The sequence below is a fragment of the Curtobacterium sp. VKM Ac-2922 genome, from assembly GCF_022815645.1.
Classification (GTDB): domain Bacteria; phylum Actinomycetota; class Actinomycetes; order Actinomycetales; family Microbacteriaceae; genus Curtobacterium.
In genome coordinates, this window is sequence record NZ_JALGRO010000003.1 from 337504 (window position 1) to 363832 (window position 26329).

The following is a 26329-nucleotide window of genomic DNA, read 5'->3' on the forward strand; positions in this document are numbered from 1 at the left end:
GCTCAGTCCGACGCAGTGGGAGCAGCAGCAGTGTCCACGACGTCCATGTCGAGCCCCAGGTCCAGTGCCCGCGCCGAGTGCGTCAGCGCCCCGACCGAGATGACGTCCACGCCCGTCGCCGCGATCGCCGCGACGGTGTCGAGCGACACCCCGCCCGATGCCTCGACCAGGGCGCGTCCCCCGACGACGCGGATGCCCTCGACGAGCATGTCCGGGGTGAAGTTGTCGAGCATGATCGTGTCCACCCCGGCGGCGACGACGGGTTCGATCTGGTCGATGCGGTCCACCTCGACCTCGAGGTGCACGGTGTGGCCGAGCCGCGCCCGGGCCGCCCGGATGGCCGTGCCGAGCCCGATGCCGCTCGCCAGCAGGACGGCCAGGTGGTTGTCCTTCGCGAGCACGGCGTCCGACAGCGACGTGCGGTGGTTGTGCCCGCCGCCGCAGCGCACGGCGTAGCGCTCGATCGCGCGGAGTCCCGGCGTGGTCTTGCGGGTGTCGACGATGCGCGCGCTGGTGCCGGCCACAGCGGCGACGTACTGCGCGGTGGTCGTCGCGATGCCGGACATCCGCTGCACCAGGTTGAGCGCCACCCGCTCGCCGCGCAGCACCGCCCGCGCCGGTCCGGTCACGGTGGCCAGGACGTCGCCCGGTACGAACGCGGTGCCGTCGGCGACACGCAGGTCCACCTGGATCGCCGGGTCGACCGCGTGCATCACCGCCGTGAACACCGCCCCGCCGCTCAGCACGCCGGGTTCGCGGGCGCCGAGGGTGGCCGTGGCCGTGGCGGTCGCCGGGATGAGCGTCTCGCTCGTCACGTCCCCCCAGGGGGCGTCCTCCTCGAGCGCGGTGTGGATGACCCGCTGCAGGGCGTGCGGCGGGATCGAGCCGGGGTCGACGGTCATGCGAGTGCTTCCTCGGGGACGAGCGCGAGGGCGGTCGGAGCCGTCGCGGGAGCGAGCACCCAGGCGCGCGCGGTCGCGGCGCCCGGGTCGGTGTCGGGGTGGTCGGTGCGGGCGTGGGCGCCGCGGGACTCGGTTCGGGCCTCGGCGGCGCGGGCGGTCAGGCGGGCCAGGTCGAGCAGGGCACGGTCCTCGTGCTCGCGCACGGAACGCGGGACGGGCGCCGTCAGCGCGGCCAGCGCGCGTCGTGCGGCCGCCAGCCCGTCGGCGTCGCGCAGCAGGCCGACATGGTCCGTCATGACGGCCTGCAGGGCCTGCCGGACGTCGGCCGCGTCGCGGAGCCGAGCCGGGCCTCCAGGCCGCCCTGCGTGCGCATCCACCGGACGGGAGGCCCGGGTCGACTCCGCCGTGTCGTCCACCGTGGCGACCGCGAGCGCCACGTCGCCGCGCAGCCGGAGCAGACCAGGCCGCGGTGCGTCGAGGGCGTCCGCTGCGCGGACCGCGAAGACGAGCCCCTCGAGCAGGGAGTTCGAGGCCAACCGGTTGGCGCCGTGCACACCGGTGCAGGCGGCCTCGCCGACAGCGGACAGCCCGGGCAGGCTGGTGCGCCCCTCGGCGTCGGTCGCGATGCCACCCATGGCGTAGTGCGCGGCGGGGGCCACGGGGACGCCCTGCCGGGTCCAGTCGAAGCCCGCGGCGCGCGTGGCCCGCGTGAGTCCGGGGAACCGGGCGACCAGGAACGACGCGTCGAGCGCGGTGGCGTCGAGCTCGACGGCGCCCGTGTCGCGGAGCGCCGCCGCGATGCCCCGGGCCACCACGTCGCGTGGTGCGAGGTCGGCGTCAGGGTGCACGTCGGTCATGAAGCGTCGGCCCCTGGCGTCGCGCAGCACGGCTCCTTCGCCGCGGACGGCCTCGGAGACCAGGCCACCGCCCGGCACCGCGAGCCGCGTCGGGTGGAACTGTACGAACTCCACGTCGGCCAGGACCGCACCGGCACGCCAGGCCGCCGCCTGTCCGTCGCCCGTCGCGACGAGCGGGTTGGTCGTCTCGCGGTACAGGTGCCCGGCGCCGCCGGACGCCAGCACGACGGCGTCGGCATCGATACGCCGCGGTTCACCGAGCAGGTCGAGCACGTCGATCCCGACCACGGCACCGTCGCGCACGACCAGGTCGGTCAGGCAGGTGCGCTCGAGGATCGTGACGTGCTGGCGGTGCAGCGCCCGGATCAGGGTCTGCTCGATCGCGGCGCCTGTCGCGTCACCGTCGGCGTGGACGACCCGCCAGCGGGAGTGGGCGGCCTCGCGACCGCGCGCCAGGTCGTCGCCGTACCGGTCGAGGTCGGCGCGGTCGGCGCTCCGGTCGAAGGGGACGCCGAGCGCCAGCAGGTCGCGGACGCGGGCCGGGCCGTCGGTGCACAGGACCTCGACCGCGCGGGAGTCGGCGCTGCCCGCCGCGGCGACGTGCGTGTCCGCCTGGTGCAGCGCGGCGGTGTCGTCGGCACCGAGCGCGACGGCGACGCCGCCCTGGGCATAGCTGGTGGCGGAGTCGGCCAGGGCGCCCTTCGTCACGAGGGTGACGTCGTGCCGGGCACTGGCTCGGATGGCGGTGGTGAGCCCGGCGATGCCGGACCCGACGATGACGACGTGCACGATCAGCCCTTCGGCTTCGCTGCCAGCATGCGTTCGAGGGCGACCTTGGCGTCGGCCTTCACGGCGTCCGGCACCACGATCTCGTTGAGGACCTCGCCCCGCACCAGCGCCTCGAGCACCCACGCCAGGTAGCCCGGGTGGATCCGGTACATCGTCGAGCACGGGCAGACGACCGGGTCCAGACAGAAGATCGTGTGCTGCGGGAACTCGGCCGCCAGGCGGTTGACCATGTTGATCTCGGTGCCGATCGCGAACGTCGTCGGTTCGGTGGCGGCGGCGACGGTCCGGCGGATCAGGTCGGTGCTGCCCGCGACGTCGGCGGCGTCGACGACGGCCATCGGGCACTCGGGGTGCACGATGACCTGGACGCCCGGGTGGTCTACGCGGGCCTGGTCGATCTGCTCGACCGTGAAGCGGCGGTGCACCGAGCAGAACCCGTGCCACAGGACGACCTTCGCGGCCTGCAGGTCGTCCGCGGTGTTGCCACCCAGCGGCTTCCGCGGGTTCCACATCGGCATCAGATCGGTGCTGATCCCCATCGCCTTGGCGGTGTTGCGGCCCAGGTGCTGGTCGGGGAAGAACAGCACGCGCTGCCCCCGCTCGAACGCCCACTCGAGCACCGTCGCCGCGTTCGAGGACGTGCACACGATGCCGCCGTGCCGACCGCAGAACGCCTTGAGGTCGGCTGCCGAGTTCATGTACGTGACCGGGATGACCGGCACGCGGCCCTCGGCGTCGGGCTCGGTGCCGTACACCGACTCGAGCTCGGCCCACGCGGCCTCGACGCTGTCGATGTCGGCCATGTCGGCCATCGAGCAGCCCGCGGCCAGGTTCGGCAGGATCACGTGCTGGTCGTCGCGGGCCAGGACGTCGGCCGTCTCGGCCATGAAGTGCACGCCGCAGAAGACGATCGCCTGGGCGTCGGGCTTGGTGAGCGCGGCGTTGGCGAGCTGGAACGAGTCGCCCAGGAAGTCGGCGTGCCGGACCACCTCGTCGCGCTGGTAGAAGTGTCCGAGCACGACGACCCGGTCGCCCAGGGTCGCCTTCGCGCGCTCGATGCGCTCGTGCAGTTCGTCCACCGGGGCGGTCTTGTACTCGTCCGGGATCACGCCCTGGCGCGGTGCCGAGGTCGGGATGACGTCGGACATCGACGAGCCGGGGCCGTAGCCGGGCCGGTCGTCGAAGTCCCAGGTCGGCATCGCCAGGTCGGGCGTGCAGGTGCTGCCCGCGGCGCGGCCGTTGGAGATGAGCTCGATGGTGGTGGCGATGGACACGCGGGTTCCTACCGTTTCGTGCTGGCTGGCTGGAGCGGAGTGGCGTCGGCCTGGTGCTGTGGCGCACCGGGTCGACGCTTGGTGGCACCGGGCTGGAGCGGGCCGTTGTCCGCGTAGGCCAGGTCGGGGTTCGAGCGGTACAGCCGGGCCGGGCGGTGCCGGTCCCCGCTCGTGGTCTCGTCGGTGGCGATCACCGCGTCGGACTGCGCGACCTGCCGGCGGAAGTTCGCCGGGTCGAGCGGCTTGCCGAGGACGGCTTCGTACACGGCACGCAGCTCGGCGAGCGTGAACCGGTCCCCCAGGAACGCCTGCGCGATCCGCGAGTACGACATCTTGGTGCGCAGCCGCCACAGCGCGTACTCGGCGATGCGGTCGTGGTCGAACGCCATCGGCGGGTGCTCGTCCGCCAGGAACCAGCGCACGTTCCAGTCGTCGGGCACCGTGCTGGCTTCGTCCGGACGCACCAGGGCCCAGTAGACGATCGACACCACGCGGGTGGGCGAGCGGTCGACGTCACCGAAGGCGTAGAGCTGCTCGAGGTAGCGCGGCTGCACGTTCGTCGTCTCGCGCAGACGGGCGGCCGCCGAGTCCTCGAGCCCCTCGTCCGGTCCGACCCAGCCGCCGGGCAGCGCCCACGAACCCCGGTACGGCTCAGTCGTGCGACGGACCAGGGGCATCCACAGCGCCGGGACGCCGGTGTCGGGGTGTGGGCGCAACGCGACGATCACGGTCGAGACCGCGACGCGGATGCCCTCGTCCATCGTCCCCACCGCCCATCGTGTTCAGGTCATTCCGACCCGAAGTGTTCGGGTTGAGAAGACACTATCACCACGTCGCGGTTTCGTGACACGGCCGAGACGATCCGGAAACACGTCCGGCCTAGCGTGGCTGGCATGACAACGGTGACACGGGTCCACGCCGTCGTGACGGGGACCGTCCAGGGGGTCGGGTTCCGGTACTGGACGGCACGCAAGGCCGACGGTCTCGAACTCGTGGGGTACGCACGCAACCTGTTCGACGGCACGGTCGAGGTCGAGGCGGAGGGGCCGTCCGCTGCCGTCGACGCGCTGGTCGAACTGCTGCACGCCGGCCCACCGAGCGCGACCGTGACCACCGTCACCACACGCGCGGTGGTGCCGCACGGCGACGCGGAGTCGTTCGACATCCTGCACTGACCGTTCATGCGTCGATGTCGGCGTGTCGTGGAATGATCGAATCCGTTCAGGTGCTGCACCGGTGCACCGCCCGTCGACTGCTCGTCCGGTCGATGCACGTCGTCTCGACGCACCTTCCCTCGACGCCCGTTCCACCGACTCTCGTTCGGAGCCACACCCCATGACCGACCACGCCATCGACACCGCGCCGCGCACCGGCAGTCTCGCGCAGCCGCCGGTCCGGAGTGCCGCCGACGACCGGCTCGTGATCGGGCTGCTGCTCGTGTCCGCCTTCGTCGTCATCCTCAACGAGACGATCATGGGTGTGGCCCTGCCCCGCCTGATGGACGACCTCGACATCAGCGCCGCGACCGGACAGTGGCTCACCACCGGGTTCCTGCTCACGATGGCGGTCGTCATCCCGATCACCGGGTTCCTGATCCAGCGGTTCACCACACGCTCGGTCTTCGTCGCGGCGATGAGCCTGTTCTCCGCCGGCACCCTCATCGCGCTGATCGCCCCCGGGTTCTCGGTGCTGCTGATCGGCCGCATCGTGCAGGCCAGCGGCACGGCGATCATGATGCCGCTGCTGATGACCACCGTGCTGACCCTCGTCGACCCCGCGCACCGCGGCCGGATCATGGGCAACATCTCGATCGTCATCTCGGTGGCACCGGCCGTCGGCCCGACCATCTCGGGGCTGATCCTCAACGCGTTCTCGTGGCGCTGGCTGTTCGGCTTCGTGCTGCCGATCGCGATCGCCGCGCTGGTCCTCGGCCTGGTGAAGGTCCGGAACGTCGGCACCCCGCGTCGGGCTCCGCTCGACGTGGCGTCCGTGATCCTGTCCGCGTTCGCGTTCGGTGGCATCGTCTACGGCCTGTCGAGCATCGCCGAGATCGCGACGACCGGCCCGGTGCTGCCGGTCGCGGCCCTGGTGGTCGGCGCCGTCGCGCTGACGCTGTTCATCCTGCGACAGACGCGGCTGCAGCGCGATGACCGTGCCCTGCTCGACCTGCGCACGTTCCGGACGAAGGGCTTCACCGTCCCGATCGTGGGGATGGGCCTGGCCTTCCTGGTGATGCTCGGCACGCTCATCCTGCTGCCGATCTACCTCGAGCGTGTGCTCGGGCTCGACGTCCTGAACGTCGGACTGCTCCTGCTCCCCGGCGGACTGCTGATGGGGCTGCTCTCCCCCGTCGTCGGCCGGATCTACGACCGACACGGTCCGCGCGTGCTGCTCATCCCGGGCACGATCGTGATCAGTGTCGTGATGTGGGCGCTGTCCTCCGTCGGCACGGACACGAGCGTGTGGTTCGTCCTCGGCGCCCACGTCGTCCTGAGCCTCGGCCTGGCGCTGACCTTCACGCCGCTGTTCACCGCGGCGCTCGGCGGGCTGCCCCCGAAGCTCTACTCGCACGGCAGCGCGGTGCTCGGCACGGCGCAGCAGCTGGCGGGCGCTGCCGGTACCGCGCTGTTCGTCACGCTGCTGACCATCGGCGCGGCGACCGTCGGCGCGGGGTCCGGTGCGGATGCCCTGGCGTCGGCGACGGCCTCGGGTGTGCGCACGGCGTTCCTGGTGGGCGGGGTGATCTCGCTGTTCGGGATCCTGGCCGCGTGCTTCGTGCGCAAGCCGGTCACCCCCGAGGGCGCCCCCACGCCCCCGCCCGCGCACTAGCTCGTCGGGCCGCCGCGGCCGCGCCGCCCCCCCCGCGCGCGCTTCGCACCCCCGCACGAACACCGCGCCCCGTCACCCCGGGGCGCGATGTTCGTACGGGGGTGCAACACGCGACACCCGGCCCGCCGCGGGCCCGGAACCCCACCGCCCCGCTCCTGTCACCCGCGCGTGGCATCGTGGGCGCATGCCCTCGACGACGAGCGAACTGAACTGGTCCGGCACCGTGACGTACGGCGCAGCACGCGTCGAACGCCCGACCTCGCTGGACGACGCCGCCGCCATCGTCGCCCGCGAGCCACGCGTGCACGGCCTCGGCACCCGGCACTCGTTCAACGACGTCGCGGACACCCCCGGGGTGCTGCTCGACCTGACGCAGGTGCCCACCGACCTGCAGGTGGACCGGGCAGCGGACGGCACGACGGTCACCCTCGGCGCGGGCACCCGGTACGGCGACGTCGCCCCCGAGCTCGACGCGCTCGGCCTGGCCCTGCACAACACGGGCTCCCTGCCCCACATCTCGGTCGGCGGCGCGATCGCCACCGGCACGCACGGCTCCGGCACGACGCTCGGTTCGCTCAGCACGGCCGTGCGCGGGCTCGAGCTGCTCGGGCCCGACGGCACGACCCGCACGGTCTCCCACACCGACCCCGACTTCCCCGGCACGGTGCTGCACCTGGGGCTGCTCGGGATCGTCACCCGCGTCACGCTCGCCGTCGAACCGACCTACCGGATGCGCCAGGACGCCTACGGCCCGTTCCCGTGGCGCACGTTCCTGGACCACGCCGCCGAGATCCACGCCGCCGGGTACTCGGTCTGCGCGTACACGCGCTTCGGCAACGACGACGACACAGGCCCCCGACCCGGTGCGATCGGCGAGGTCCTCGTCAAGTCCCGCGCCGAGCACGTCCCCGACGACCTGTTCGGCGTCCCGCGGCTGCCGGGCACCCCGGGCGATGCGCACCGCACCGCCCGCGACGGGTCGATGGGCCCGTGGTGGGACCGGCTGCCACACTTCCCGATCGCGTCCGTCCCCTCGCACGGCTCCGAGGTGCAGAGCGAGCACTTCGTGCCCCTCCGGCACGCGGCCGCCGCCCTCGACGCCCTGCGCGGCCTGGCCGACCGCATCCAGCCGCACCTGCACGTCGCCGAGCTCCGCACGATGGCCGCGGACGACCTGTGGCTCAGCCCCACCCAGGGTCAGGACGTGTTCTGCATCGCCTTCACGTGGAAGAAGCACCCCGAGCAGGTGGCGGCGCTGCTGCCCGACCTCGAGGCGCGCCTGGCACCCCTCGGCGGTCGTCCGCACTGGGGCAAGACGAGCTCGCTCGGCGCCGACGCGATCGCGGCGCTCTACCCGCGGCTGCCCGCGTTCCGTGCGCTGGTCGGCCGCGCCGACCCGGACCGGACGTTCGCATCCGCGTTCGGCGAGCGGGTGCTCCGGACCTGAGCCGGGCCTCCCGTCTGCACCACGGAACACGTCGCGACGCGACCCCTCGGACCCGCCTGGAGGCTCCACCCGCCACCGCACGACACCTCACGCCAACGGCGTGGTCACCTTCGTGTCGCCGTCCCAGTGCCGCAGACCGCCCACCGTCAGCACCTCGGGCAGGGGCGCGTCGGCAGTGATCGCCCGGAGCCCCGCGCCCAGGTCGACGTCGCGGATCCGCCGGGCGAGGGTCAGGTGCGGCGCCCACCGGCCAGGAGCCGACGAGTCGACCGCGTCCGGCGCCCCACGGTGCACGGCCCGGTGGAAGCGGGCCAGGGACTCGTCGACGACCACGCCCAGCCCGAACACGTGCCGGCCGGGCCCGGCGGGGAACAGCAGCACGCCCGCGACCCGCAGTGCGGTGGGCAGGGGCTCGTCGAGCGGTCCGGGAACCGGCACCGACTCCCCCGCGACCAGGGTGACGTGCGGGTCGTTGGTGCCGGCGTGCCCCAGGCTCGGCAGCTCCGCGGCGACGAGCGCCTGCCACAGCGCCCGGACCGCCCGGTCCGAGGCGTCGTCGAGGACGAGTTCGATGCTGCGCACTCGTCCGATTCTGCACACGGCACCTGCACGCGGCGGCCGCGCCCGCACGCGACGCCGGCACGCGACGCCCGTCTTCCGGCGCAGGCCGTCTCCCGGTACGGGTCGTAACACGGCGGAACGCGAATCGCCCCCGTGTGCACCGCCGGGCACACTCGGTGCAGTCCACGAGCGTGTGACCCCCGCCAGCCCACGAGGAGCACCCCATGACCGCACCCGCCCTGCCCGACAAGCCCAAGCGCAAGCGCCCGGTCGGCTGGATCGTCGCCGCCGCGGTGGTCGTCGTCGCGATCATCATCGCCGTCGTCGCCGTCGCCGTCCGCTCCGGTGGATCGTCGGACGCCGCTGCCGGTGGCTCGAACGCCGCGCCGAAGACCGTGACGATCGGTGTCGCGGACAAGTCGCTGCCGTACTGGAACACGTACGTCGACCTCGCGAAGCAGCAGCTCAACGTGACCGTGAAGCTGCAGAACTTCTCGGACTACTCGCTGCCGAACCCCGCGCTCAAGGACAAGCAGATCGACATCAACCAGTTCCAGCACATCCAGTACCTGGCGAACTACAACGTGACCTCGGACGACGACCTGCAGCCGATCGGCGCGACGGCCGTGTACCCGCTGCCGCTGTACTCAACGAAGGTCGCCAAGCCGTCGGAGTTCCAGGACGGCGCGAAGATCGCGATCCCGAACGACGCCATCAACGAGGCCCGCGCGCTCCTGGTGCTGCAGTCCGCGAACCTGCTCGAGCTCAAGGGCGGCGGCAACGCGTTCTCCACGGTCGCCGACATCACCTCGCACAAGGTCGACGTCCAGCCGCTCGACGCCTCGCAGACCGCGAACGCGCTGCAGCAGGGCTCGGTGGACGGCTCGGTCGTCAACGTGAACTACGCCACGTCGGCCGGGCTCGACACGAAGGACGCCATCTTCCAGGACGACCCGAAGAGCGCCTCCGCCGCCCCCTACGTCAACGTCTTCACGGTGCGCGACGCCGACAAGGACAACGCCACGTACCTGTCGCTGGCGAAGCTGTTCCAGGACGACGCCGTGCAGAAGGTGTTCGCGAAGGACTACCCCGACGCCGTGACCAGCGACGCGAGCCCCGCGACGCTCCAGAAGGAACTCACGACCGTCGAGCAGGACGCGAAGGCGGCAACGAAGTAGTGGCTGCCCTGGTCGAACTCCGCGGCGTCTCCAAGTCCTACCGCCGAGCGGACACCGGCGAGACCGTGGTGGCGGTCGAGGACGTCTCCCTCGACGTCGAGCAGGGCGAGGTGCTCGGCGTCATCGGGTACTCCGGCGCCGGCAAGTCCACCCTGGTCCGTCTGGTCAACGCCCTCGAACTGCCCACCTCGGGCACGGTCACCGTGGCGGGCCAGGAGCTGACGGCGATCCCCGAGCGGGACCGCCGTCAGGCGCGACGCCGCATCGGGATGGTCTTCCAGCAGTTCAACCTGTTCCGCTCCCGCACGATCGCCGGCAACGTGGCGTACCCGCTCAAGGTCGCCGGTGTCGCCAAGGACGAGCGCGACCGCCGCGTGGCCGAACTGCTGGACTTCGTGGGCCTGCTCGACCGGGCGTACGCCTACCCCGAGCAGCTCTCCGGCGGGCAGAAGCAGCGCGTCGGCATCGCCCGGGCGCTGGCGTCGAACCCCGAGCTGCTGCTGGCGGACGAGGCAACGAGCGCCCTCGACCCGGAGACCACCTCCGAGGTGCTGTCGCTCCTGCGCCGCGTGAACCGGGAGCTCGGCGTGACGATCATCGTCATCACGCACGAGATGGACGCCGTGCGGCAGATCGCCGACCGGGTCGCCGTGATGGAGCAGGGCCGCGTGGTCGAGGTCGGCGACGTCTACGACGTGTTCTCCGCACCGACGAACGCCGCGACCAAGCGCTTCGTCCGCACGGCGCTGCACGACCGACCCTCCCCCGAGACCCTCGTGCGCCTGCGCGAGCGGCACGCGGGCCGACTGGTCAGCGTGCAGATCACCGACGAGGCCGGGCTGCAGAACCGCATCGACCAGGTGTTCCGGTCCGCCGGGGTCACCGCCGAGCTGGTCTACGGCGGCGTCGGCGAGATCCGCGAACGCCGCATCGGGTCGCTGACGTACGAGCTCGTCGCCCCGTCGGGTGACCGCAGCGCGATCGACGACGTCGTCCGCGACCTGCGGGCCGCCGGTGTCACGACCGACGAGGAGGCCGCATCGTGAACAACTCGTTCCAGAGCGTCATCGACACGTTCGACGTCTTCCTGTCCTCGGTCCGCGACACCATCGTCATGTCGCTGGTGTCGCTCGTCATCGCCGGCGTGATCGGGCTGGCACTCGGGCTGGCGCTGTACGCCACCCGCCCGGGAAACCTGATGGGCAGCCGCACGGCGTACACGGTCATCAACCTGGTCGTGAACATCGTCCGACCCATCCCGTTCGTCATCTTCCTGGCGGCGATCGCGCCGCTGTCGCGCGTGGTGGTGCAGACGACGATCGGCGTGCCCGCGGTGACGTTCGCGATCTCGCTGGCGGCGTCGTTCGCGGTCGCCCGGATCGTCGAGCAGAACCTGCTGGGGGTCGACCCCGGTGTGGTCGAGGCGGCGCGGGCGTCGGGCGCGCACCCGGTGTCGATCCTGCTGACCGTGCTCATCCCCGAGGGCCTCGGGCCGCTGATCCTGGGCTACACGTTCATCTTCATCGGGATCGTCGACATGACCGCGCAGGGCGCACTGATCGGCGGGGGCGGTCTGGGCGAGTACGCGATCACCTACGGGTCGCAGCGCTACGACTGGTGGATCGTCTACGTGTCGGTGGCTGCGATCGTGGTCATCGTGCAGCTCGGGCAGTTCGTCGGCAACCGCCTGGCCAGGGCGACGTTGCGTCGCTGACGCGCGGGGTGCGGTGGACGCACCCCGTCCGGACAGGAGGCGCGGTACCAGCTGGCACCGCGCTTCCCGTCCGTCGTGTGGGTAGGTTCCCGGGTTCCCGGGTTCCCGCGTTCTCGCGGTCCCGCCTGCCGACTGGTCGCAACACCCCGCTCACGTCCGCCGAGCGGTCACGAACCGTCGCTCCCGTCGCGTCCGGACGACAGAACGTGACCGGTCGGCGTCGCACCGACGTGGTGTCGTGACCGGTCGGGACGCTTCGCCCGCCACCCCCGACCGGTCGCAACACCCCGCTCACGTCCGCCGAGCGGTCACGAACCGTCGCTGCCACCCGGCCAGAACGACGGAACGTGACCGGTCGGCGTTGAACCGACGGGGTGTCGTGACCACTGGAGCCGCTGGTCTGGGCGCGATCAGACGACTGGTCGCACCGCGTCGGGCGCGATGCCCACGGAAGTGCCCGACCCGAACGGCCCGCGTCAGGCGGCGGTGTCGGCTGCGGCCGCGGGCTCCTCGTAGTGCGCGCGCACCAGGATCGGCCGGTGGTCGGAGATGCCCGCGGGCAGGGTCTCGACACCGGCGATGTGCAGCCCGACGCTCGTGGCGAAGTCGAAGTGGCCCGTGAACTTGCGGTAGCGCAGGTAGGTCGGCTGGTCGGACAGCGACAGCGCGAAGCCGTGCGACTCGATCTTCCGCCGCAGGTTCGTCTGGAACCAGGGGTAGTTGAAGTCGCCGACCATGATCGCCGGGGCCTCGCTGGACAGGTCGCGGACGAACTGGTGCGCGGCCTCGATCTGCTTGCGGCGCAGGGAGTTCGTCGCGGTCAACGGCGAGGCGTGGAACGAGGCGACGATGACGTCGGTGCCGGCGTGCTCGTCGTGCAGGTGCATCGCGATGAGCCGTTCGTGCGCGGGTGCCAGGACCCGGTCGTGCAGGGACTTCTGCAGCGAGTGGATGCTGAAGTCCTTGACCTGGAACCGGTCGTCGCGCTTGTAGATCGCCAGGCCCAGGCGGTTCGCCTTGGTCGATGCGGCCAGGGTCAGCCCGCCGACCGAGGTCGCCAGGTCGTTGCTGTCGCACTCCTGCACGCACAGGACGTCGGCGTCGGAGGCCTCGGCCAGGGCAGCGAGCTCGCTGTTGGCGGTGTGCTCGCGCAGGTTGTAACTGACGACGCGGATCGTCCGGGCCTGGACGTCGGTGTCGTCCTGGACGGTTCCCTGCTGGTCTGGCACGGTCATGCTGCCTTCCTTCCGGAGCCGGGTCCCTGTCCACCTGCTCGCTCTGCCGCGTGAACGCTACTCGTCGTCCGCAAGCGGTTGCTGAGACTGTAGCGTCTGGCGGGTTTCCGGCGCGTGACGTGGGCACGAACGGCGCGTGCGGTGGGCCGGGAAGCGCACGGACGCCGCGCGCGACGTGCACGGCCGACGCGCGTGCGGCAGGACGGGTCGGGCCCGGACATGTCGGGCCCGGGCGGCTCAGACCCGCACGTGTCAGGCCCGGACCCGCCGCGCCGGTCGTACCGTCTCGCCGGCGGTCCGGCTCATCAGCACGCCCTCCAGACACGCGACCACGAGCAGCACGGCGATCACCCAGAACGCCACGACGTACGGACCGGACCCGCCGAGCCCGGCCGCGGCGCGGATGACCACCGCGGCGACCGCGACACCGAAACCGGCCGCCGTCTGCTGCAGGGTCGACGACAGCGTGTTGGCCGGGGTCATGTCCGCCTGCTCGACGTCGGCGAACGCGATGGTGTTGTACGCGGTGAAGCCGACCGACCGTGCGGCTCCGCTCACGACGAGCAGCACCGCGAGCAGCCAGAACGGGGTCGTCGGCGCCAGGAACGCCATCCCGACGACGCTCAGCGCGGCGACGGCCGAGGACACGATGATGACCGGCCGGTACCCGAACCAGCGCAGCAGCGGCGTGGTCGCGGGCTTGATGCCGAGGTTGCCGACGAAGACCCAGAGCACGGCGGAACCGGCCTCGAGCGCCGTCCACCCCCACGCGTCCTGGAACAGCAGCGGCAGGACGAACGGCACCGCCGAGACGGCCAGGCGGAACAGGCTGCCGCCCGCGTGCGACACCCGGAACGTCTCGAGCCGGAACGCGTCCAGGCCCATGATCGGGTGCGGTGCCCGGCGGAAGTGCCGGATCGCCAGCCAGGTGCAGACCGCGCCCACGACACCGGCCAGCACCGCCGGCACGACGGGGACGACGTCGAGCGACAGCAGCGACGCCATCACGACCAGCGCGCCGAGTCCGAAGCACGCCAGCAGCGATCCGAGCCAGTCGAACGGGATCCGCTGGGCGACCCGCTCCTGGGGAACCAGGACGATCGCCGCGACGAGCGCGATGACGCCGAGCGGGATGTTCACCAGGAAGATCCAGTGCCAGGTCAGGGTGTCGACGAGCAGCCCGCCGATGAACGGCGCGATGATCGGTGCCGCCAGTGCCGGCCAGGTCAGGATCGCGATCGCGGTGACGAGCTGCTCGCGTCCGGCACTCCGGAGCACGACGAGCCGGCCGACGGGCACCATGAGCGCACCGCCGATGCCCTGCACGATGCGCCAGATCGTCAGGTCGACGAGCCCGGTCGACGCGGCGCAGAGTCCGGACGCGATCGTGAACAGGGCGATCGCGCCGACGAACACCGTGCGCGAACCGATGCGGTCGGTCAACCACCCGCTGACGGGGATCAACACGGCGAGGGTGACCAGGTAGGCGGTGATCGCGATGCCGATGGCGGCGGAGTCGACGCCCAGGTCACGGCCCATCGCGGGCGCTGCCGTCGCCAGGATCGTCCCGTCCAGCAGCTCCATGAAGTAGGTGCCGGCCACGAGCACGGCGACCGCAGCGCTGCCCGTCCGTCGTCTGGCTGGTGTCGTCGTCGTCATCGCGTCTCAGCGTAGGCCGGACCCGCTCGCTGGACGTGCGGTTCTGCAGCGTGGAACGCTGAGGCCGAGGCTGTTGTCCCCGCGGGTGCCCGTGCACGACCGTGGAGGCGACGAAGGAGGATCGATGTCGACCACCCCCGCCACCGTGACGGCGAAGGGCGCCTGGGACCCGGCGAGCCCGCTCCCGCACCACGTGCTGCACGATGCACTGTTGCCGGTGATGACCCTCCGCGACGCCGCGCTCCGGACCAACGTCGCAGTGATGCAGGCCTACGTCGAGCGGCACGGCTTCCGGTTCGCACCGCACATGAAGACGCACATGGCCCCCGCGCTCGCCCGGCGACAGGTGGACGCGGGGGCATGGGGCGTCACGGTGGCTTCGGTGCAGCAGGCCATGGTCGCCTGGGAGCACGGGCTGCGGCACGTGCTGGTGGCGAACGAGGTCCTCGACCCCGCCGGCCTGGCCTGGCTCGCGTCCCGCCGCAGCGTCGATCCTGACTCGGACGTGCTCTGCTACGTCGACTCGCACGACGGCGTCGCAGCGGCTGCCGCAGCCGGCACCGCCGTGGCGGGCCGGGTCCACGTGCTCGTCGAGGTCGGCTTCGCCGGTGGCCGGACGGGCGTGCGGTCGGCCTCCGACGCGCTGGCGGTGGCCCGAGCCGCATCCGATGCCGGGCTGGTGCTGCGCGGGGTGTCCGGGTACGAGGGCGGCCTGCCCGGCGTCGACGCCGCCCGCGCGTACGTGTCCGGGGTCCTCGACGTCGCCGCGGCCGTCCGACCCCTCGTCGCTGGCGAGCGCGCGCTGCTGAGCATGGGCGGCAGCGCCTGGTTCGACGCCGTGACCGACGCCGTCGCGAACCGACCCGACGACCTGGACGTCCTGCTCCGCTCCGGCGCGTCCCTGACCCACGACGACGGCTTCTACGCGGCGCGCACGCCGTTCCGGCGGCACCCGACCGAGGGCGCCCTGGTCGCCGCGATCGAGGTCTGGGGGCGCGTCACGTCGTGCCCGGAACCCGGGCTGGCGCTCGTGGCCGTCGGCAAGCGGGACATCTCCTTCGACGAGGGGCTGCCGGTGGTCCGCCAGGTCCGGCGCGTCGCAGCCGACCCGTCGGCCCGGTCTGGAGGCGCGGAGCCCGTCACGCCGACCGCTCCGGCACCCGGGGCGGTCACCGTCACCCGCCTGGACGACCAGCACTGCTACCTCGCGCTGGCCGACGGGGCGACCCTGACGCCGGGTGACGTCGTCGTGTTCGGCATCTCGCACCCGTGCACGGTGTTCGACAAGTGGCGGCAGGTGCACGTGCTGGACGACGACGACGTCGTGGTCGAGACGATCGCGACGTGGTTCTGATGGACACCACCGGGCTGCCGGCCCGGAACGCCGCGCTGTCGCTCCGCCGGGGGCTGCGGATCCTCGACCTGGTCGCCGACCGCACCCGGAGCGGCGAACCGTCGGTCAGCCTGACGACGCTGAGCACCGCGCTCGGCACGTCGAAGTCGACGGTCCTGCGCCTGACCGCGCCGATGCTCGAGAACGACCTGCTGCGCCGGACGCCCGACGCGGGGTTCACGCTGGGGCTCGGGTCGCTGCTGCTCGGGCAGAGCTACCTCGAGGGCATCGACCTGCGGACCGCTGCCGCGCCGTTCCTCCGCCGGACCGCCGAGCAGACCGGGCTGACCTGCCACCTGGTCGTCCCCGACGGCACCGACATCGTCTACGTCGACAAGGTCGAGACGCGCGGGACCGTCCGGATGGCGTCACGGATCGGCAACCGCCTGCCGATGCGCAACACCGCGTCGGGCAAGGCCATCGTGGCGTTCGGGCCGCCGGAGCTGCTCGACCGGGTCGTGGAGCACCCCGTCCCGGCGACGACCGAGCACACCATCACGGACGACGACCGCTGGCGGAGCGAGGTCGCCCGCACACGCGACCGCGGCTTCGGGATCGACGACCGCGAGAACGAGCCCGACATCCGCTGCGTCGCCGCCCCGGTGCTCGGGCACGACAACCAGGTCGTCGGCGCGATGAGCATCTCGGGCCTGGCCGTACGCTTCCCGGCGTCGGCCGTCCGGTCGCTCGGCAGCGGGGTCGTCCGCACCGCGCTCGAGATCTCGGTCGCGCTGGGTTCGTCGTCGGCCCAGCTCGCCCTCGCCCGGAGCGCACGGTGACCGGCGTCCTGACGTTCGGCGAGACCATGCTGCTGCTGTCCGGCCGCGGTGCGCTGGCCGACCTGGACACCGTGGCGGTCGACACCGGCGGCTCGGAGAGCAACGTCGCGATCGGCCTGGCCCGCGCCGGGGTCGCCGTGACCTGGGTCGGCCGGGTCGGCACCGACCCCGCTGGTGACCGGGTGCTGACGGACGTCGCTGCCGAGGGCGTCGACGTCGTCCCGGTCCGCGACGCCGCACGGTCGACGGGCATCATGCTCAAGGAACGCCTGCCGGACGGGCGCACCCGCGTGACCTACCACCGCCGGGGCTCGGCGGCGTCGGCCCTCCACCCGGGTGACCTGCCCTCGGGGTTGGTCGAGCACGCCCGGCTGCTGCACGTCTCCGGGATCACGCTCGCCCTGTCCGACACCGCCCGCGAGACCGTGCACGCGGCGATCGTCCGCGCCGCCGACGCCGGCGTGCCCGTGTCGTTCGACGTGAACCACCGGCCGAAGCTCGTCGAGGACGCCACCGGCCGCGGGTGGTACCGGGCGGTCGCCGCGCAGGCCCGGGTCGTGTTCGCCGGGGACGACGAGGCCCGCCTGGTCCTGGGGCACGATGAACGCCCGGGCGACGAGGAGTCGCTCGCCCACGGACTCGCAGCACTGGCGAACGGCCGGGCGGTCGTGAAGCTCGGGTCCCGCGGCGCCGTGGCCTCGATCGACGGCGTCCTGCACCGCCGTCGTGCCAGTCCGGTCACCGTGGTCGACCCCGTCGGTGCCGGTGACGCGTTCGTCGCCGCGTGGCTCGCCGCGGACCTGGCGGGTGCCGTCCCCGCGGATGCGCTCGACCGGGCCGCGGACGCCGGGGCCCTCGCGTGCACCGTCGACGGCGACTGGCGCCGGCCCGACCCCACCGCCCTCGGCCTGGTCGACACGACCGGCATCGACCACGCCGTGCACGACCGCGTCGACCGCTGACCCCACCGCGAAGGAACGACACCATGACCGACACCACCCGAACCGACGCAGCCCCGGCCCGGCACCGGCACCAGGCCGGTCCCGCCATCGCGATCCTGCGGGGCGGGAACGGCGAGCACGTCGACGACGTCGTCCGCACCCTGGTCGAGGCCGGCGTCCGGGCGATCGAGATCACCACGAACACCCCCGGGTGGCGCGAGGGCATCGCGTCGGCCGTCGAACGCCACGGCAGCGCCGCGACGGTCGGCGTCGGGACGGTGCTCGACCCCCGACAGCTCGACGAGGCCACCGCGCTCGGTGCGTCGTTCGCGGTGAGTCCGCACACCGACGCCGCCATCGGGGAGCGCGCCCACGAGCGCGGCCTGGGGTGGTACCCGGGTGCGGCCACCCCGACCGAGATCGTGCGCGCCTGGCAGCTCGGCGCCCGGGCCGTCAAGGTGTTCCCAGCCGCGCAGCTCGGCGGCCCCGCGTTCCTTCGCCAGGTGCTCGCCCCGCTCGACTTCGTCGACGTCATCCCGACCGGGGGCATCGGGATCGACGACGCGTGCGACTACCTGGACGCCGGCGCCGTCGCCGTCGGACTCGGCTCCCCCCTCGTCGGCGACGCGCTGACCTCGGGTGACCTCGACGCCCTGCGGACCCGTGCCGAGCGGCTCGTGGCGGCGATGCGCCGATGACCGACGACGCCCCGGACCCCCGCCGCCCGGTCCTGCTGCGCGGCGGATCGGTGGTCGGTGCGGACGACGTGGTGCGCGCGGACGTGCTCGTCGAGGGCGACCGCATCAGTGACGTCGGCCCCGGTCTCGCCGTCCCCGCGGACGCCGTCGTGATCGACTGCGGCGAGCGCCTGGTGCTGCCGGGGTTCGTCGACGCGCACTCCCACGCCGGGTCGCTGGTGTTCGAGCCCCGGGTCCAGCTCGCACTGCTGCGGCAGGGTGTCACGACGATCATCACGGGGCAGGACGGCGTCGGTCCCGCACCCGGGGGTGGCGCGTACGCGGACACGTACTTCGCCGCGATCGACGGACCGCACCCGCGCCACGACGGTACCGGCATCGGCGGGCTGCTCGCCACGTACGACGACACGACGCCGCTGAACGTCGCCGTGCTCGTGCCCGCCGGCACCGTCCGCCACGCGGTGCGCGGCGACGAGCCCGGGCCCGCCGCACCCCACGAACGCCGGGCCATGCGGACGATGGTGCGGGACGGGCTCGACGCCGGCGCGGTCGGGCTGGCGACCGGGCTCGACTACGTGCCGGGCCTGTACGCCGACACCGCGGAGCTGATCGCGCTGTGTGTCGAGGTCGCGGACGCCGATGCGCTGTACGTGTCGCACATGCGCGGCGGCTACGAGGGCAACGCCCGCGCCGGGCTCGACGAGATCGCCGAGATCGTCCGGGCGACCGGCGTCCGGGCGCACGTGTCCCACCTGCACGCACCGGTGGACCTGGCAGTGGGAGCACTCGACGCGCTGGCACGGTCCGGCGCACCGATGACGTTCGATGCGTACCCGTACTCGCGCGGGTGCACGATCCTGTCGATGCTGCTGCTGCCCGCCGAGCTCGCCCGACCGGGGACACCCGACCTGGCGCGGGCGGTCTCCGACCCCGCTGGCCGGGCCCACGTTCGAGGACGGGTGCTCGACCGGGTGCTCGCCCGCGCCGACCTGGGCACCGGGTGGGCCGACCAGGTCATGCTGTCGCACGTGCCGGCGCCCGAGTTCCACGCACTGCAGGGCCGGACCCTCGCCGAGGCCGCCGAGCTGACCGGCAGCGACCCGCTCGACCTGGCGCTCGACGTGCTGGTCGATTCGGCACTGCAGGTCACCGCCGTGATGCGGGTTCCCCGGCCCAGGACGGCCGACGAGCTGACGCCGCTGTTCCGTCTGCCCGGGCACATGGCCGGCTCAGACGGCATCTTCGTCGGGACGCACCCGCACCCACGGGCGTACGGCACGTTCGCGCGCACCCTGCAGGAGTACACGCTGCCCGGTCGGCTGAGCTGGCCCGAGACGACGCAGCACCTGTCCGCGACGGCCGTCGAGCGCCACCGCCTGGGTGCCCGTGGCGTCGTGGTGCCCGGAGCGGTCGCCGACCTGGTCGTGGTCGATCCCGCCCGGGTGGCTGCACGCTCGACCTACGCGCACCCGATGCGCCTGGCCGAGGGCATCGACGACGTCCTGGTCGCCGGGGTGCCCGTGCTGGCCGACGGCGCCCTGACGCACGCGACCCCCGGCCGCGGACTCCGCAGAGAACGGTGACCGGGGGCACGCGCGCTCGCTCAGCCCGGCAGCAGCGCGACGACGTCGATCTCGACCAGGATCGACGCCAGGTGCGACTGCACGGTGGTGCGGACCGGGTACGGCTCGGAGAAGTGCTTCGCGTACTCCGCGTTGAACGCTGCGAAGTCACGGTCGGAGTGCTCCAGGTGCACGGTCGACTTCACGACGTCGTCCAGCGTCGCACCGTGCTCGGCGAGCACCGCGCTGATGTTCGCCAGCACCTGGGCGGTCTGCCCCGCGACGTCGTCGGCGATCGCGCCGGTTGCCGGGTCCTGCGGGCCGAAGCCGGCGGTGTACAGGAACCCGCCGGCGACGATGCCCTGGCTGTAGGGGCCGGCGGGCTTCGGGGCGTTGTCGGTCACGATGGCGGTCTTCGGCACGTGGGACTCCTTGCGAGGTGGCGGACGGGAGCTCCAGGCTAGGGCGACCGCGTCGGACCCAGCCGGCCACGTGGTGGCGGGTTCCGGCCTGCACAACGCGGGTCGGGCCTCCAGTGCGCGTTGCGCGGGCCCCCCAGGAACGGGCCGCTATCGTCGGGGAGTGCCGTCCGCCCCGTCGTCGATCGCCTCCGGCCGTCGCCGTGTCCTCGACGTCGTCACGAGTCTGCCCGTGTGGGCCACCGTGGTGCTCGTCTGGTTCGGCGGACGCCTGGTGTCGACGTCCTGGTTGGCCATCGTCTACCCGCTGGCCGGGCGGGCCATGCCGGACAACGCGATCTGGGGCAACGACCACGGCTTCCTGCGGTTCCTGACCGCCTGGGACGGCCAGTACTACGAGCAGATCTCGTTGCACGGGTACCCTTCGACGCTGCCGCTCGACGCCACCGGCCACGTCGCACAGAACGCCTGGGCGTTCCTGCCGACGTTCCCCTTCCTGATCCGGTTCGTGACGGTGTGGACGGGCATGACCTTCGAGGTCGCCGCGCCGCTCATCGCTCTCGCCGCCGGCCTGATCGCCGCGTTCCTGCTGCACCGCCTGGTGCGCGACCGTGCCGGGGACGCGGCGGCGTTGTGGGCGGTGTTCTTCTTCACGTGTGGTCCGCTGTCGTTCCTGCTGCAGGTCGGCTACGCGGAGAGCCTGTTCCTGGCGCTCACCTTCGGCGCGCTGCTGGCGCTCGAACACCGGCGGTACGGGCTGCTCACCGTGCTCGGCGTGGTGGCCGCGTTCACCCGGCCGGGTGCGCTCGCGATCCCGCTGACGCTCGGTGTGGTCGCACTGGTGCGGTGGATCCGGGCGCGACGCAGCCAGGGACGGGTGCTCGACGACTTCCCGCTGCGGGAACAGGCGCAGGTCGTCGCCGCGGGCGTCGTGATGGTGCTCGCCGGTGTGGCGTGGCCGCTCATCGCGTCGCACGTCACCGGCCGCCCCGACGCCTACCTGGCGACCGAGATGTCGTGGTGGGTGGCGTTCATCGGCCGCGTGGACTTCGTGCCGTTGACGCCGTGGTTCCTGACCGCCGCGACCTGGACGGGCACCATCGGGGTGGTCGTCGTCATCGGACTCCTGATCGCCTACCCGGTGTGGCTCGCCCGTCGGTCGACCCGGAAGCTCGGGCTCACCACCGTCGTGTTCGCCGGCGCGTACGCGCTGTACGTCTTCGCGGTGTCGCTCCCGATGGCGTCGACGCCCCGACTGCTCATGCCGCTCGCGCCGCTGTTCGGGTCCCCCGAGTTGGTCGCCCGGCCGTGGATGCGGTGGACCCTGGTCACCTGCGCCCTTGCCGGACAGCCCGTGTTGATCGCGGTGCTGTGGCTGCTCGGCCCGCCGTAGGCCCCCGAGCGCCACTGCTCGGCCCGCCGGAGGACCCGAGCGCCACTGCTCGGTCCGCCGGAACGGACCGAGCAGCGCCGCGGTCAGAGCTCGATCGTGCCGTGCGACCCGACGTCGGGCCGGTCCTGCTTGCCGAGCGCGGCCTTCATCGTCTGCACGAGGCTGCCGACCGGGCCGGTGTCCTGGGTCCAGTACTCGACCGAGTCCCCCTCGACCGTGAGCAGTCGGATGCTCGGGTCCTCGCGGCCGTCCGGGAACCAGGCCTCGGCGAACGGGGACCACAGGTCGTCGATGACCGAGTCGTCCTTGCTGACCGTGGCGGTGCCGGCGATGGACAGGTAGCCGCCCTGGGACTCGATCGCGACGTTCACGTGCGGGTTCCTGGCGATGTCGTCGACCTTCTCGCTGCCGTCCTGCACCAGGAAGCGCAGGGTGCCGTCGAAGGTCTTGTCCTGCACCGCGAGCGGGCGGGCGTGCAGGCTGCCGTCCTCGCTGACGGTGGTCAGGAGAGCCGTCCGGGCTCCGTGGACGATGTCCGAGATGGCGGCCCGCTGGTCGGTCTGGTTGTCGGTCATGGTGCTCCTTCGCATCGTGCGCCCCGTGTCGCCGGACGTGCCGGGCCCTGCGGGGCCGTACCGTTCGGTCCAGTCTGCCCCCGCAGTCTGGACGCGTCCGGCACGTGGTCCGTGCATGCTCGGGCCCAGGCCGGGCCAGCCGTGCCAGCTGCGTCGGGCGCCGCCGAGACTCGGCCCAGCCAGGCCGACCCGGCGGCGCCGAGACTCGGCCCAGCGGACAGATCGCGGCGAGTGGACGGCGCAGACTGTCCGAGGAGCCGAGACTCGGCGACGCAGGGCGCCGGGGCGGGCCGCCGCCGCGCCGCGTCAGGCTGGCTCGAGGATGGTCGTCTCGACGTCGACGACCTGCGGGATGCGCGGCATCGACGCGAACCCGAAGCGCACCGGCGGGTCGAGCGGCGCCAGCGTCCCGAGCGGCTCCCCCGCCCAGGTCCCCCGCACGCCGGTGACGTCGTGCGCCCCGGTCACGCCGTAGTACTCGCGTCGACCGTTGCCGGCCGACCCCGCGGTGCCGGCACCGGGTGCGACGAGCCGCGCGATCGGGTCGATCGCCCGCAGCCAGCGCGGGTCGCGGGCGATGGGCTTCGGCACGACCCGGAGCACGCGGCCGAGCGGCGAGATCGTGCCGACGTCGATCGAGGCGTGCAGCTGTCCGGCGTCGAGCTCCAGCCCGGCTGTGGTCCGGCGTGCGTGCACGGGGACGACGTCGACGGCGTCGAAGCGGTACGTGCCGGACACGTAGGCGGCGACGATCTCGTCCGGGGCCAGCAGCACGCTCGACCCATCGGGCAGCTCCACGAAGACGTCCGTGAACGCACCGAACGGGGAGCGGTCCCACATCCCGATCACCAGGCGGACGCCGGACGTCGTCCCGACGCCCATGATCCGACCACGGAAACGACGTTCGGTGACTGCAGGACGCGACGGCATGCCGTGGACGGTACCCGGCACCCCCGAGAGCTTCCGTGACGGACTGGAGGCGCGCCTCCCGTCCGTCAGGTCGGCTGACGGCCATCGAGGGAGCAGGAACCGTCGTGTGGGTCGCGTCGACCCGACGACAGGTGCTCCCTCGAACGCGCGCAGAAGCGCGCTACGGGACGGGGACGGGCTCGGCGAGCAGCTCGCGCACGCGCGGTGCGACGGCCGTGCCGTACAGCTCGATAGAGCGCATCATGTCGGCGTGCGGCAGGCGCCCCGTGGCGTAGCGCATGTCGAACCGGGTGACCCCGAGGATGCGCATGTTGCGGGCGATCTTGCGCGCGACGGTCTCGGGCGAGCCGACGTACAGCGACCCGCCGGCGGACAGCCCGGCCTGGTACTGCGCGGTGTCCAGAGGCGGCCAGCCGCGCTCCCGACCCAGGCGGTCGGTGACGGCCTTGTGGTACGGCCAGTAGCGCTCGGCCGCTTCTTCGTCCGTGGCGGCGATGAACCCGGGCGAGTGCATCGCGATCGGCTGCTGCGGGAGTTCGAGCTGTGTCAGGGCCTGGCGGTACAGGCGCGAGAACGGGGCGAACTGCGCCGGCTGCCCGCCGATGATGGCCAGGAACAGGGGCAGGCCGTACGACGCGGCGCGGATGACCGACTGGGGCGAACCGCCGACGCCGACCCACGTCGGGATCGGGCCGTGCTCGAGCTTCGGGAAGACGTCCTGGTCGGTCAGCGACGCGCGCTTGGTGCCGCTCCACGTGACCGCGTCGCCGCCGCGCAGGGCTGCCCAGAGCTGGAGCTTCTCCTCGAACAGGACCTCGTAGTCGCCGAGCTCGTAGCCGAACAGCGGGAAGGACTCGGTGAACGAGCCACGGCCCAGGATGACCTCGGCGCGGCCGTTCGACAGGGCATCCACGGTCGCGAAGCGCTCGTACACGCGGACCGGGTCGTCGCTCGACAGGACCGTGACGGCGCTGCCGATGCGGATGCGCTCCGTGCGGGCGGCGATGGCGGCGAGGACGACCTCGGGGGCGCTCACCACGAAGTCCTCGCGGTGGTGCTCGCCGACGCCGATGAAGTCGATGCCCACCTGGTCGGCCAGGACGGCCTGGTCGACGACGTCGCGGATGCTCTGGGCGTCGGACTGCATCGAGCCGTCGGCGAGTTCGGTGACGTCGCCGAACGTGTCCAGGCCCATCTGCACGGGGCCGACACGGTCCGGGGCGGGCGGCGGCACGTCCGAGGGGCGACCGGTACCGAATGCGTTGCTCATCGCGTCCTCCAAGTGAATGCGTTTGCATGAACTTAGCACGATCGCGACGGCAGGTCCAGCGCCCGCGTCGACCCAGCGCCCGCGTGTACCGTGCCCGGCATGCCGAAGCTCCCCGACCAGACCGGACGCCGCATCGTCGTGACCGGATCGAACAGCGGCACCGGCCGCGAGACCGCCACCCGACTCGCCGAGGCCGGCGCGTCGGTCGTGATCGCGGTGCGGACGACGGCGAAGGGCGACGAGGCGGCCGCATCGATCCGCCGGCAGTTCCCGCACGCCGACGTCGAGGTCCGTGAGCTCGACCTGGCCGACCTGGCGAGCGTGCGGCGCTTCGCGGCGGGCATCATCGCGGACGACCGCCCCCTCGACGTCCTGGTGAACAACGCGGGCGTGATGGCGCCGCCGAAGCGGTTCGAGACCGTCGACGGCTTCGAGCTGCAGTTCGGCACGAACTACCTCGGTCCGTTCGCGCTGACGAACCTGCTGATGCCGGCGCTGCTGCGGGCCGCGGCACCGCGCGTGGCGACGATGTCGAGCCTGGCTGCGATCCCCGGCCGGATCCGCTTCGACGACCTGCAGTGGACGCGGGGGTACTCCCCGTGGCGCGCGTACGCCCAGTCGAAGCTCGCCGACCTGCTGCTCGCGCTGCACCTGCACACCCTGTCGGTCGAGCTCGACTGGCCGCTCGTGTCCACCGCCGCGCACCCGGGCTACACGCGCACGAACCTGCAGTCGGCGGGACGCTCACTCGGCCGGTCGAAGCCGGTGGCATCGAGTCAGCGTGCCTGGCCCTTCACGCAGGGCGTCGAGCAGGGCAGCGAACCGCTGCTGTTCGCCGCGGTCGGGCGCTCTGCCGTCGGTGGCGCCTACTACGGGCCGTCGGGGCCGCTCGGCATCACCGGGCCGACGACCACGGTGTCGATCCCGGGATCGGCGCGCAGCACGGACCTGGCGCGCAGCCTGTGGGCCGTGGCCGAGGACCTGACCGGCACGAAGCCACCCGCCTGAGCCGGCCCCCGGCGGCCGGCCGGGTCAGACGCTCCGTCAGAACTGCACGTCGTCGCGCGTGAACGCCGCGGCGACCGACGCCTCGATCGCCTGCTGCCCCTGGACCGTCGGGTGCACGTCGTCCGACTGCATCCAGCTCGGGTGACCGCGCAGCGGCGTGCCGATGTCGACGTACTGCCCACCCTCGTGCTGGATGGCCTTGCGCAGGGCCTTCGAGATGACGGCGAGCTGCGCGGGCGGGGCGTCCTGGTTCCAGATCGCGCTGAGCCCGATCAGCCGCGCCCCGGGCAGCCGGCGGTGCACGTCGGCCACCACCTGGTTCGTGGCGCTGCGGATCTCGGCGTCGTCCATGCCCAGGTCGTTCGAGCTCGCCTGCACGAGCACCACCTGCGGCCGGAGCGCCACCGCCCGCTTGACCAGGGTCGGGTAGGCGCTGGCGCAGTCGTCGTCGTCACCCAGGGCCGCGACACCGGCACCGTCGCAGGACAGGTTCGTCAGCGCCCAGTGCTGCTGGTCGGCCAGCAGCGCGGGCCATGCCTGCGAATCGGTGAGCCCGTGTCCACCGCTGATCGAGTCCCCCACCACGACCACCCGCACGTGCGCTGCGTGGTCCCACGGTCGCGCGGACGCCGTGGGCACCAGAGTCCGTGCAGCGGCGACCGAGGAGTCCTCGGAACAAGCGCCGAGCGTGAGCGCCGCGGCGACCGCCAGCACGGCGGCGAGCAGGGTACGGGGTGGTGGGGTCACGGCCGGGGACGCTACGCCCGTGGACCGCGGCGAGGCGGTGGGCGCGTACCCCGTCCGCTTCCGGTGCGCTCAGACACCGGACGGGAGGCCCGGCGCGCCCCCGCCACGCCGGCGCGGCCGGGTGCGGCGCCGCGCGGGCTCGCGCCGGTGCGGGGTCGCGCGAGCTCGC

The 26329-nt window shown here is 72.8% G+C and carries 25 protein-coding genes; 13 read left to right on the forward strand and 12 right to left on the reverse strand.

All coding sequences use genetic code 11. The annotated features are described in order from the left end of the window. Window positions 1-2 precede the first annotated feature (2 nt). The 4 genes from nadC to MT346_RS05385 are packed head-to-tail and all read right to left on the reverse strand — an operon-like array spanning window position 3 to window position 4583. A complete protein-coding gene (gene nadC / locus MT346_RS05370) occupies window positions 3-902 on the reverse strand; it encodes a carboxylating nicotinate-nucleotide diphosphorylase (protein WP_243561782.1) in 900 nt (299 codons plus the stop codon). Further along, the gene (locus MT346_RS05375) at window positions 899-2548 is read right to left on the reverse strand and encodes an FAD-binding protein (protein WP_243561783.1); all 1650 of its coding nucleotides are present in this window, start codon (window positions 2546-2548) and stop codon (window positions 899-901) included. The genes nadC and MT346_RS05375 overlap by 4 nt, the downstream gene beginning before the upstream one ends. Before the next feature lie 2 nt (window positions 2549-2550). After that, the gene (gene nadA / locus MT346_RS05380) at window positions 2551-3822 is read right to left on the reverse strand and encodes a quinolinate synthase NadA (protein ID WP_243561784.1); all 1272 of its coding nucleotides are present in this window, start codon (window positions 3820-3822) and stop codon (window positions 2551-2553) included. Window positions 3823-3830: 8 nt separating this feature from the next. After that, complete coding sequence (locus MT346_RS05385) at window positions 3831-4583, reverse strand: NUDIX domain-containing protein (protein WP_243561822.1); 753 nt, start codon at window positions 4581-4583, stop codon at window positions 3831-3833. A 132-nt stretch (window positions 4584-4715) separates the two neighbouring features. On the opposite strand from MT346_RS05385, the gene MT346_RS05390 reads away from it, so the two are divergent. From MT346_RS05390 to MT346_RS05400, 3 genes are all read left to right on the forward strand, one after another. Next, window positions 4716-4997 (forward strand): acylphosphatase, encoded by a 282-nt coding sequence (locus tag MT346_RS05390; protein WP_243561785.1) that lies wholly within the window; start codon window positions 4716-4718, stop codon window positions 4995-4997. A 160-nt stretch (window positions 4998-5157) separates the two neighbouring features. Beyond that, window positions 5158-6651, forward strand: coding sequence for an MDR family MFS transporter (locus tag MT346_RS05395; protein ID WP_243561786.1), 1494 nt, complete (start codon window positions 5158-5160; stop codon window positions 6649-6651). 184 nt (window positions 6652-6835) lie between these two features. Beyond that, the gene (locus MT346_RS05400; protein WP_243561787.1) at window positions 6836-8098 is read left to right on the forward strand and encodes a D-arabinono-1,4-lactone oxidase; all 1263 of its coding nucleotides are present in this window, start codon (window positions 6836-6838) and stop codon (window positions 8096-8098) included. Window positions 8099-8185: 87 nt separating this feature from the next. Here MT346_RS05400 and MT346_RS05405 read toward each other — a convergent pair whose 3' ends face one another. Further along, on the reverse strand, window positions 8186-8680 hold the full coding sequence (locus MT346_RS05405; RefSeq protein WP_243561788.1) for a 2'-5' RNA ligase family protein: 495 nt from the start codon (window positions 8678-8680) through the stop codon (window positions 8186-8188). A 203-nt stretch (window positions 8681-8883) separates the two neighbouring features. Here MT346_RS05405 and MT346_RS05410 point away from each other — a divergent pair, with 203 nt between their 5' ends. From MT346_RS05410 to MT346_RS05420, 3 genes are read left to right on the forward strand one after another with little or no spacing between them, the layout of a single operon-like run. Beyond that, the gene (locus MT346_RS05410) at window positions 8884-9837 is read left to right on the forward strand and encodes a MetQ/NlpA family ABC transporter substrate-binding protein (protein ID WP_243561789.1); all 954 of its coding nucleotides are present in this window, start codon (window positions 8884-8886) and stop codon (window positions 9835-9837) included. After that, complete coding sequence (locus MT346_RS05415) at window positions 9837-10883, forward strand: methionine ABC transporter ATP-binding protein (RefSeq protein ID WP_243561790.1); 1047 nt, start codon at window positions 9837-9839, stop codon at window positions 10881-10883. The genes MT346_RS05410 and MT346_RS05415 overlap by 1 nt, the downstream gene beginning before the upstream one ends. Further along, window positions 10877-11551 (forward strand): methionine ABC transporter permease, encoded by a 675-nt coding sequence (locus MT346_RS05420; RefSeq protein ID WP_243561823.1) that lies wholly within the window; start codon window positions 10877-10879, stop codon window positions 11549-11551. Before MT346_RS05415 ends, MT346_RS05420 begins: the two co-directional genes overlap by 7 nt. A gap of 476 nt (window positions 11552-12027) precedes the next feature. Here MT346_RS05420 and MT346_RS05425 read toward each other — a convergent pair whose 3' ends face one another. Together MT346_RS05425 and MT346_RS05430 are read right to left on the reverse strand one after the other, a co-directional pair. After that, window positions 12028-12786 carry an endonuclease/exonuclease/phosphatase family protein gene (locus MT346_RS05425; RefSeq protein ID WP_243561791.1) on the reverse strand — a complete coding sequence of 253 codons (759 nt, stop codon included), beginning with the start codon at window positions 12784-12786 and terminating at the stop codon, window positions 12028-12030. Window positions 12787-13038: 252 nt separating this feature from the next. Then, window positions 13039-14445, reverse strand: coding sequence for an MFS transporter (locus MT346_RS05430; RefSeq protein WP_243561792.1), 1407 nt, complete (start codon window positions 14443-14445; stop codon window positions 13039-13041). A 124-nt stretch (window positions 14446-14569) separates the two neighbouring features. On the opposite strand from MT346_RS05430, the gene MT346_RS05435 reads away from it, so the two are divergent. From MT346_RS05435 to MT346_RS05455, 5 genes are read left to right on the forward strand one after another with little or no spacing between them, the layout of a single operon-like run. Further along, window positions 14570-15799 (forward strand): alanine racemase, encoded by a 1230-nt coding sequence (locus MT346_RS05435; protein ID WP_243561793.1) that lies wholly within the window; start codon window positions 14570-14572, stop codon window positions 15797-15799. After that, the gene (locus tag MT346_RS05440; protein WP_243561794.1) at window positions 15799-16617 is read left to right on the forward strand and encodes an IclR family transcriptional regulator; all 819 of its coding nucleotides are present in this window, start codon (window positions 15799-15801) and stop codon (window positions 16615-16617) included. Before MT346_RS05435 ends, MT346_RS05440 begins: the two co-directional genes overlap by 1 nt. After that, complete coding sequence (locus MT346_RS05445; protein ID WP_243561795.1) at window positions 16614-17579, forward strand: sugar kinase; 966 nt, start codon at window positions 16614-16616, stop codon at window positions 17577-17579. Before MT346_RS05440 ends, MT346_RS05445 begins: the two co-directional genes overlap by 4 nt. A 23-nt stretch (window positions 17580-17602) precedes the next feature. Next, entirely contained in the window at window positions 17603-18256 is a 654-nt protein-coding gene (locus MT346_RS05450) for a bifunctional 4-hydroxy-2-oxoglutarate aldolase/2-dehydro-3-deoxy-phosphogluconate aldolase (RefSeq protein ID WP_243561796.1), read from the forward strand. After that, on the forward strand, window positions 18253-19839 hold the full coding sequence (locus MT346_RS05455; protein ID WP_243561797.1) for an amidohydrolase family protein: 1587 nt from the start codon (window positions 18253-18255) through the stop codon (window positions 19837-19839). The genes MT346_RS05450 and MT346_RS05455 overlap by 4 nt, the downstream gene beginning before the upstream one ends. A gap of 20 nt (window positions 19840-19859) precedes the next feature. Here MT346_RS05455 and MT346_RS05460 read toward each other — a convergent pair whose 3' ends face one another. Then, complete coding sequence (locus tag MT346_RS05460) at window positions 19860-20240, reverse strand: RidA family protein (RefSeq protein ID WP_243561798.1); 381 nt, start codon at window positions 20238-20240, stop codon at window positions 19860-19862. Window positions 20241-20400: 160 nt separating this feature from the next. Between MT346_RS05460 and MT346_RS05465 the strand changes: the two genes are divergently transcribed. Continuing rightward, the gene (locus MT346_RS05465) at window positions 20401-21630 is read left to right on the forward strand and encodes a hypothetical protein (RefSeq protein ID WP_243561799.1); all 1230 of its coding nucleotides are present in this window, start codon (window positions 20401-20403) and stop codon (window positions 21628-21630) included. 83 nt (window positions 21631-21713) lie between these two features. Here the strand turns inward: MT346_RS05465 and MT346_RS05470 are convergent, their stop codons facing one another. From MT346_RS05470 to MT346_RS05480, 3 genes are all read right to left on the reverse strand, one after another. Then, entirely contained in the window at window positions 21714-22205 is a 492-nt protein-coding gene (locus tag MT346_RS05470) for a pyridoxamine 5'-phosphate oxidase family protein (protein ID WP_243561800.1), read from the reverse strand. A 306-nt stretch (window positions 22206-22511) separates the two neighbouring features. Beyond that, on the reverse strand, window positions 22512-23135 hold the full coding sequence (locus MT346_RS05475; protein ID WP_243561801.1) for a hypothetical protein: 624 nt from the start codon (window positions 23133-23135) through the stop codon (window positions 22512-22514). Window positions 23136-23295: 160 nt separating this feature from the next. Then, on the reverse strand, window positions 23296-24405 hold the full coding sequence (locus tag MT346_RS05480; RefSeq protein WP_243561802.1) for an LLM class flavin-dependent oxidoreductase: 1110 nt from the start codon (window positions 24403-24405) through the stop codon (window positions 23296-23298). Window positions 24406-24504: 99 nt separating this feature from the next. Between MT346_RS05480 and MT346_RS05485 the strand changes: the two genes are divergently transcribed. After that, entirely contained in the window at window positions 24505-25413 is a 909-nt protein-coding gene (locus MT346_RS05485) for an SDR family oxidoreductase (protein ID WP_243561803.1), read from the forward strand. 36 nt (window positions 25414-25449) lie between these two features. Here MT346_RS05485 and MT346_RS05490 read toward each other — a convergent pair whose 3' ends face one another. Next, a complete protein-coding gene (locus MT346_RS05490) occupies window positions 25450-26160 on the reverse strand; it encodes an SGNH/GDSL hydrolase family protein (protein WP_243561804.1) in 711 nt (236 codons plus the stop codon). Window positions 26161-26329 lie beyond the last annotated feature (169 nt).

Coding starts and splice junctions, on each gene's coding strand:
- MT346_RS05430 (WP_243561792.1), bottom strand. CDS start 14,445: ATGACGACGACGACACCAGCCAGACGACGGACGGGCAGCGCTGCGGTC.
- MT346_RS05475 (WP_243561801.1), bottom strand. CDS start 23,135: ATGCCGTCGCGTCCTGCAGTCACCGAACGTCGTTTCCGTGGTCGGATC.
- MT346_RS05485 (WP_243561803.1), top strand. CDS start 24,505: ATGCCGAAGCTCCCCGACCAGACCGGACGCCGCATCGTCGTGACCGGA.
- MT346_RS05400 (WP_243561787.1), top strand. CDS start 6,836: ATGCCCTCGACGACGAGCGAACTGAACTGGTCCGGCACCGTGACGTAC.
- MT346_RS05440 (WP_243561794.1), top strand. CDS start 15,799: ATGGACACCACCGGGCTGCCGGCCCGGAACGCCGCGCTGTCGCTCCGC.
- MT346_RS05470 (WP_243561800.1), bottom strand. CDS start 22,205: ATGACCGACAACCAGACCGACCAGCGGGCCGCCATCTCGGACATCGTC.
- MT346_RS05425 (WP_243561791.1), bottom strand. CDS start 12,786: ATGACCGTGCCAGACCAGCAGGGAACCGTCCAGGACGACACCGACGTC.
- MT346_RS05480 (WP_243561802.1), bottom strand. CDS start 24,405: ATGAGCAACGCATTCGGTACCGGTCGCCCCTCGGACGTGCCGCCGCCC.
- nadC (WP_243561782.1), bottom strand. CDS start 902: ATGACCGTCGACCCCGGCTCGATCCCGCCGCACGCCCTGCAGCGGGTC.
- MT346_RS05410 (WP_243561789.1), top strand. CDS start 8,884: ATGACCGCACCCGCCCTGCCCGACAAGCCCAAGCGCAAGCGCCCGGTC.
- MT346_RS05385 (WP_243561822.1), bottom strand. CDS start 4,583: ATGGACGAGGGCATCCGCGTCGCGGTCTCGACCGTGATCGTCGCGTTG.
- MT346_RS05435 (WP_243561793.1), top strand. CDS start 14,570: ATGTCGACCACCCCCGCCACCGTGACGGCGAAGGGCGCCTGGGACCCG.
- MT346_RS05450 (WP_243561796.1), top strand. CDS start 17,603: ATGACCGACACCACCCGAACCGACGCAGCCCCGGCCCGGCACCGGCAC.
- MT346_RS05455 (WP_243561797.1), top strand. CDS start 18,253: ATGACCGACGACGCCCCGGACCCCCGCCGCCCGGTCCTGCTGCGCGGC.
- MT346_RS05395 (WP_243561786.1), top strand. CDS start 5,158: ATGACCGACCACGCCATCGACACCGCGCCGCGCACCGGCAGTCTCGCG.
- MT346_RS05390 (WP_243561785.1), top strand. CDS start 4,716: ATGACAACGGTGACACGGGTCCACGCCGTCGTGACGGGGACCGTCCAG.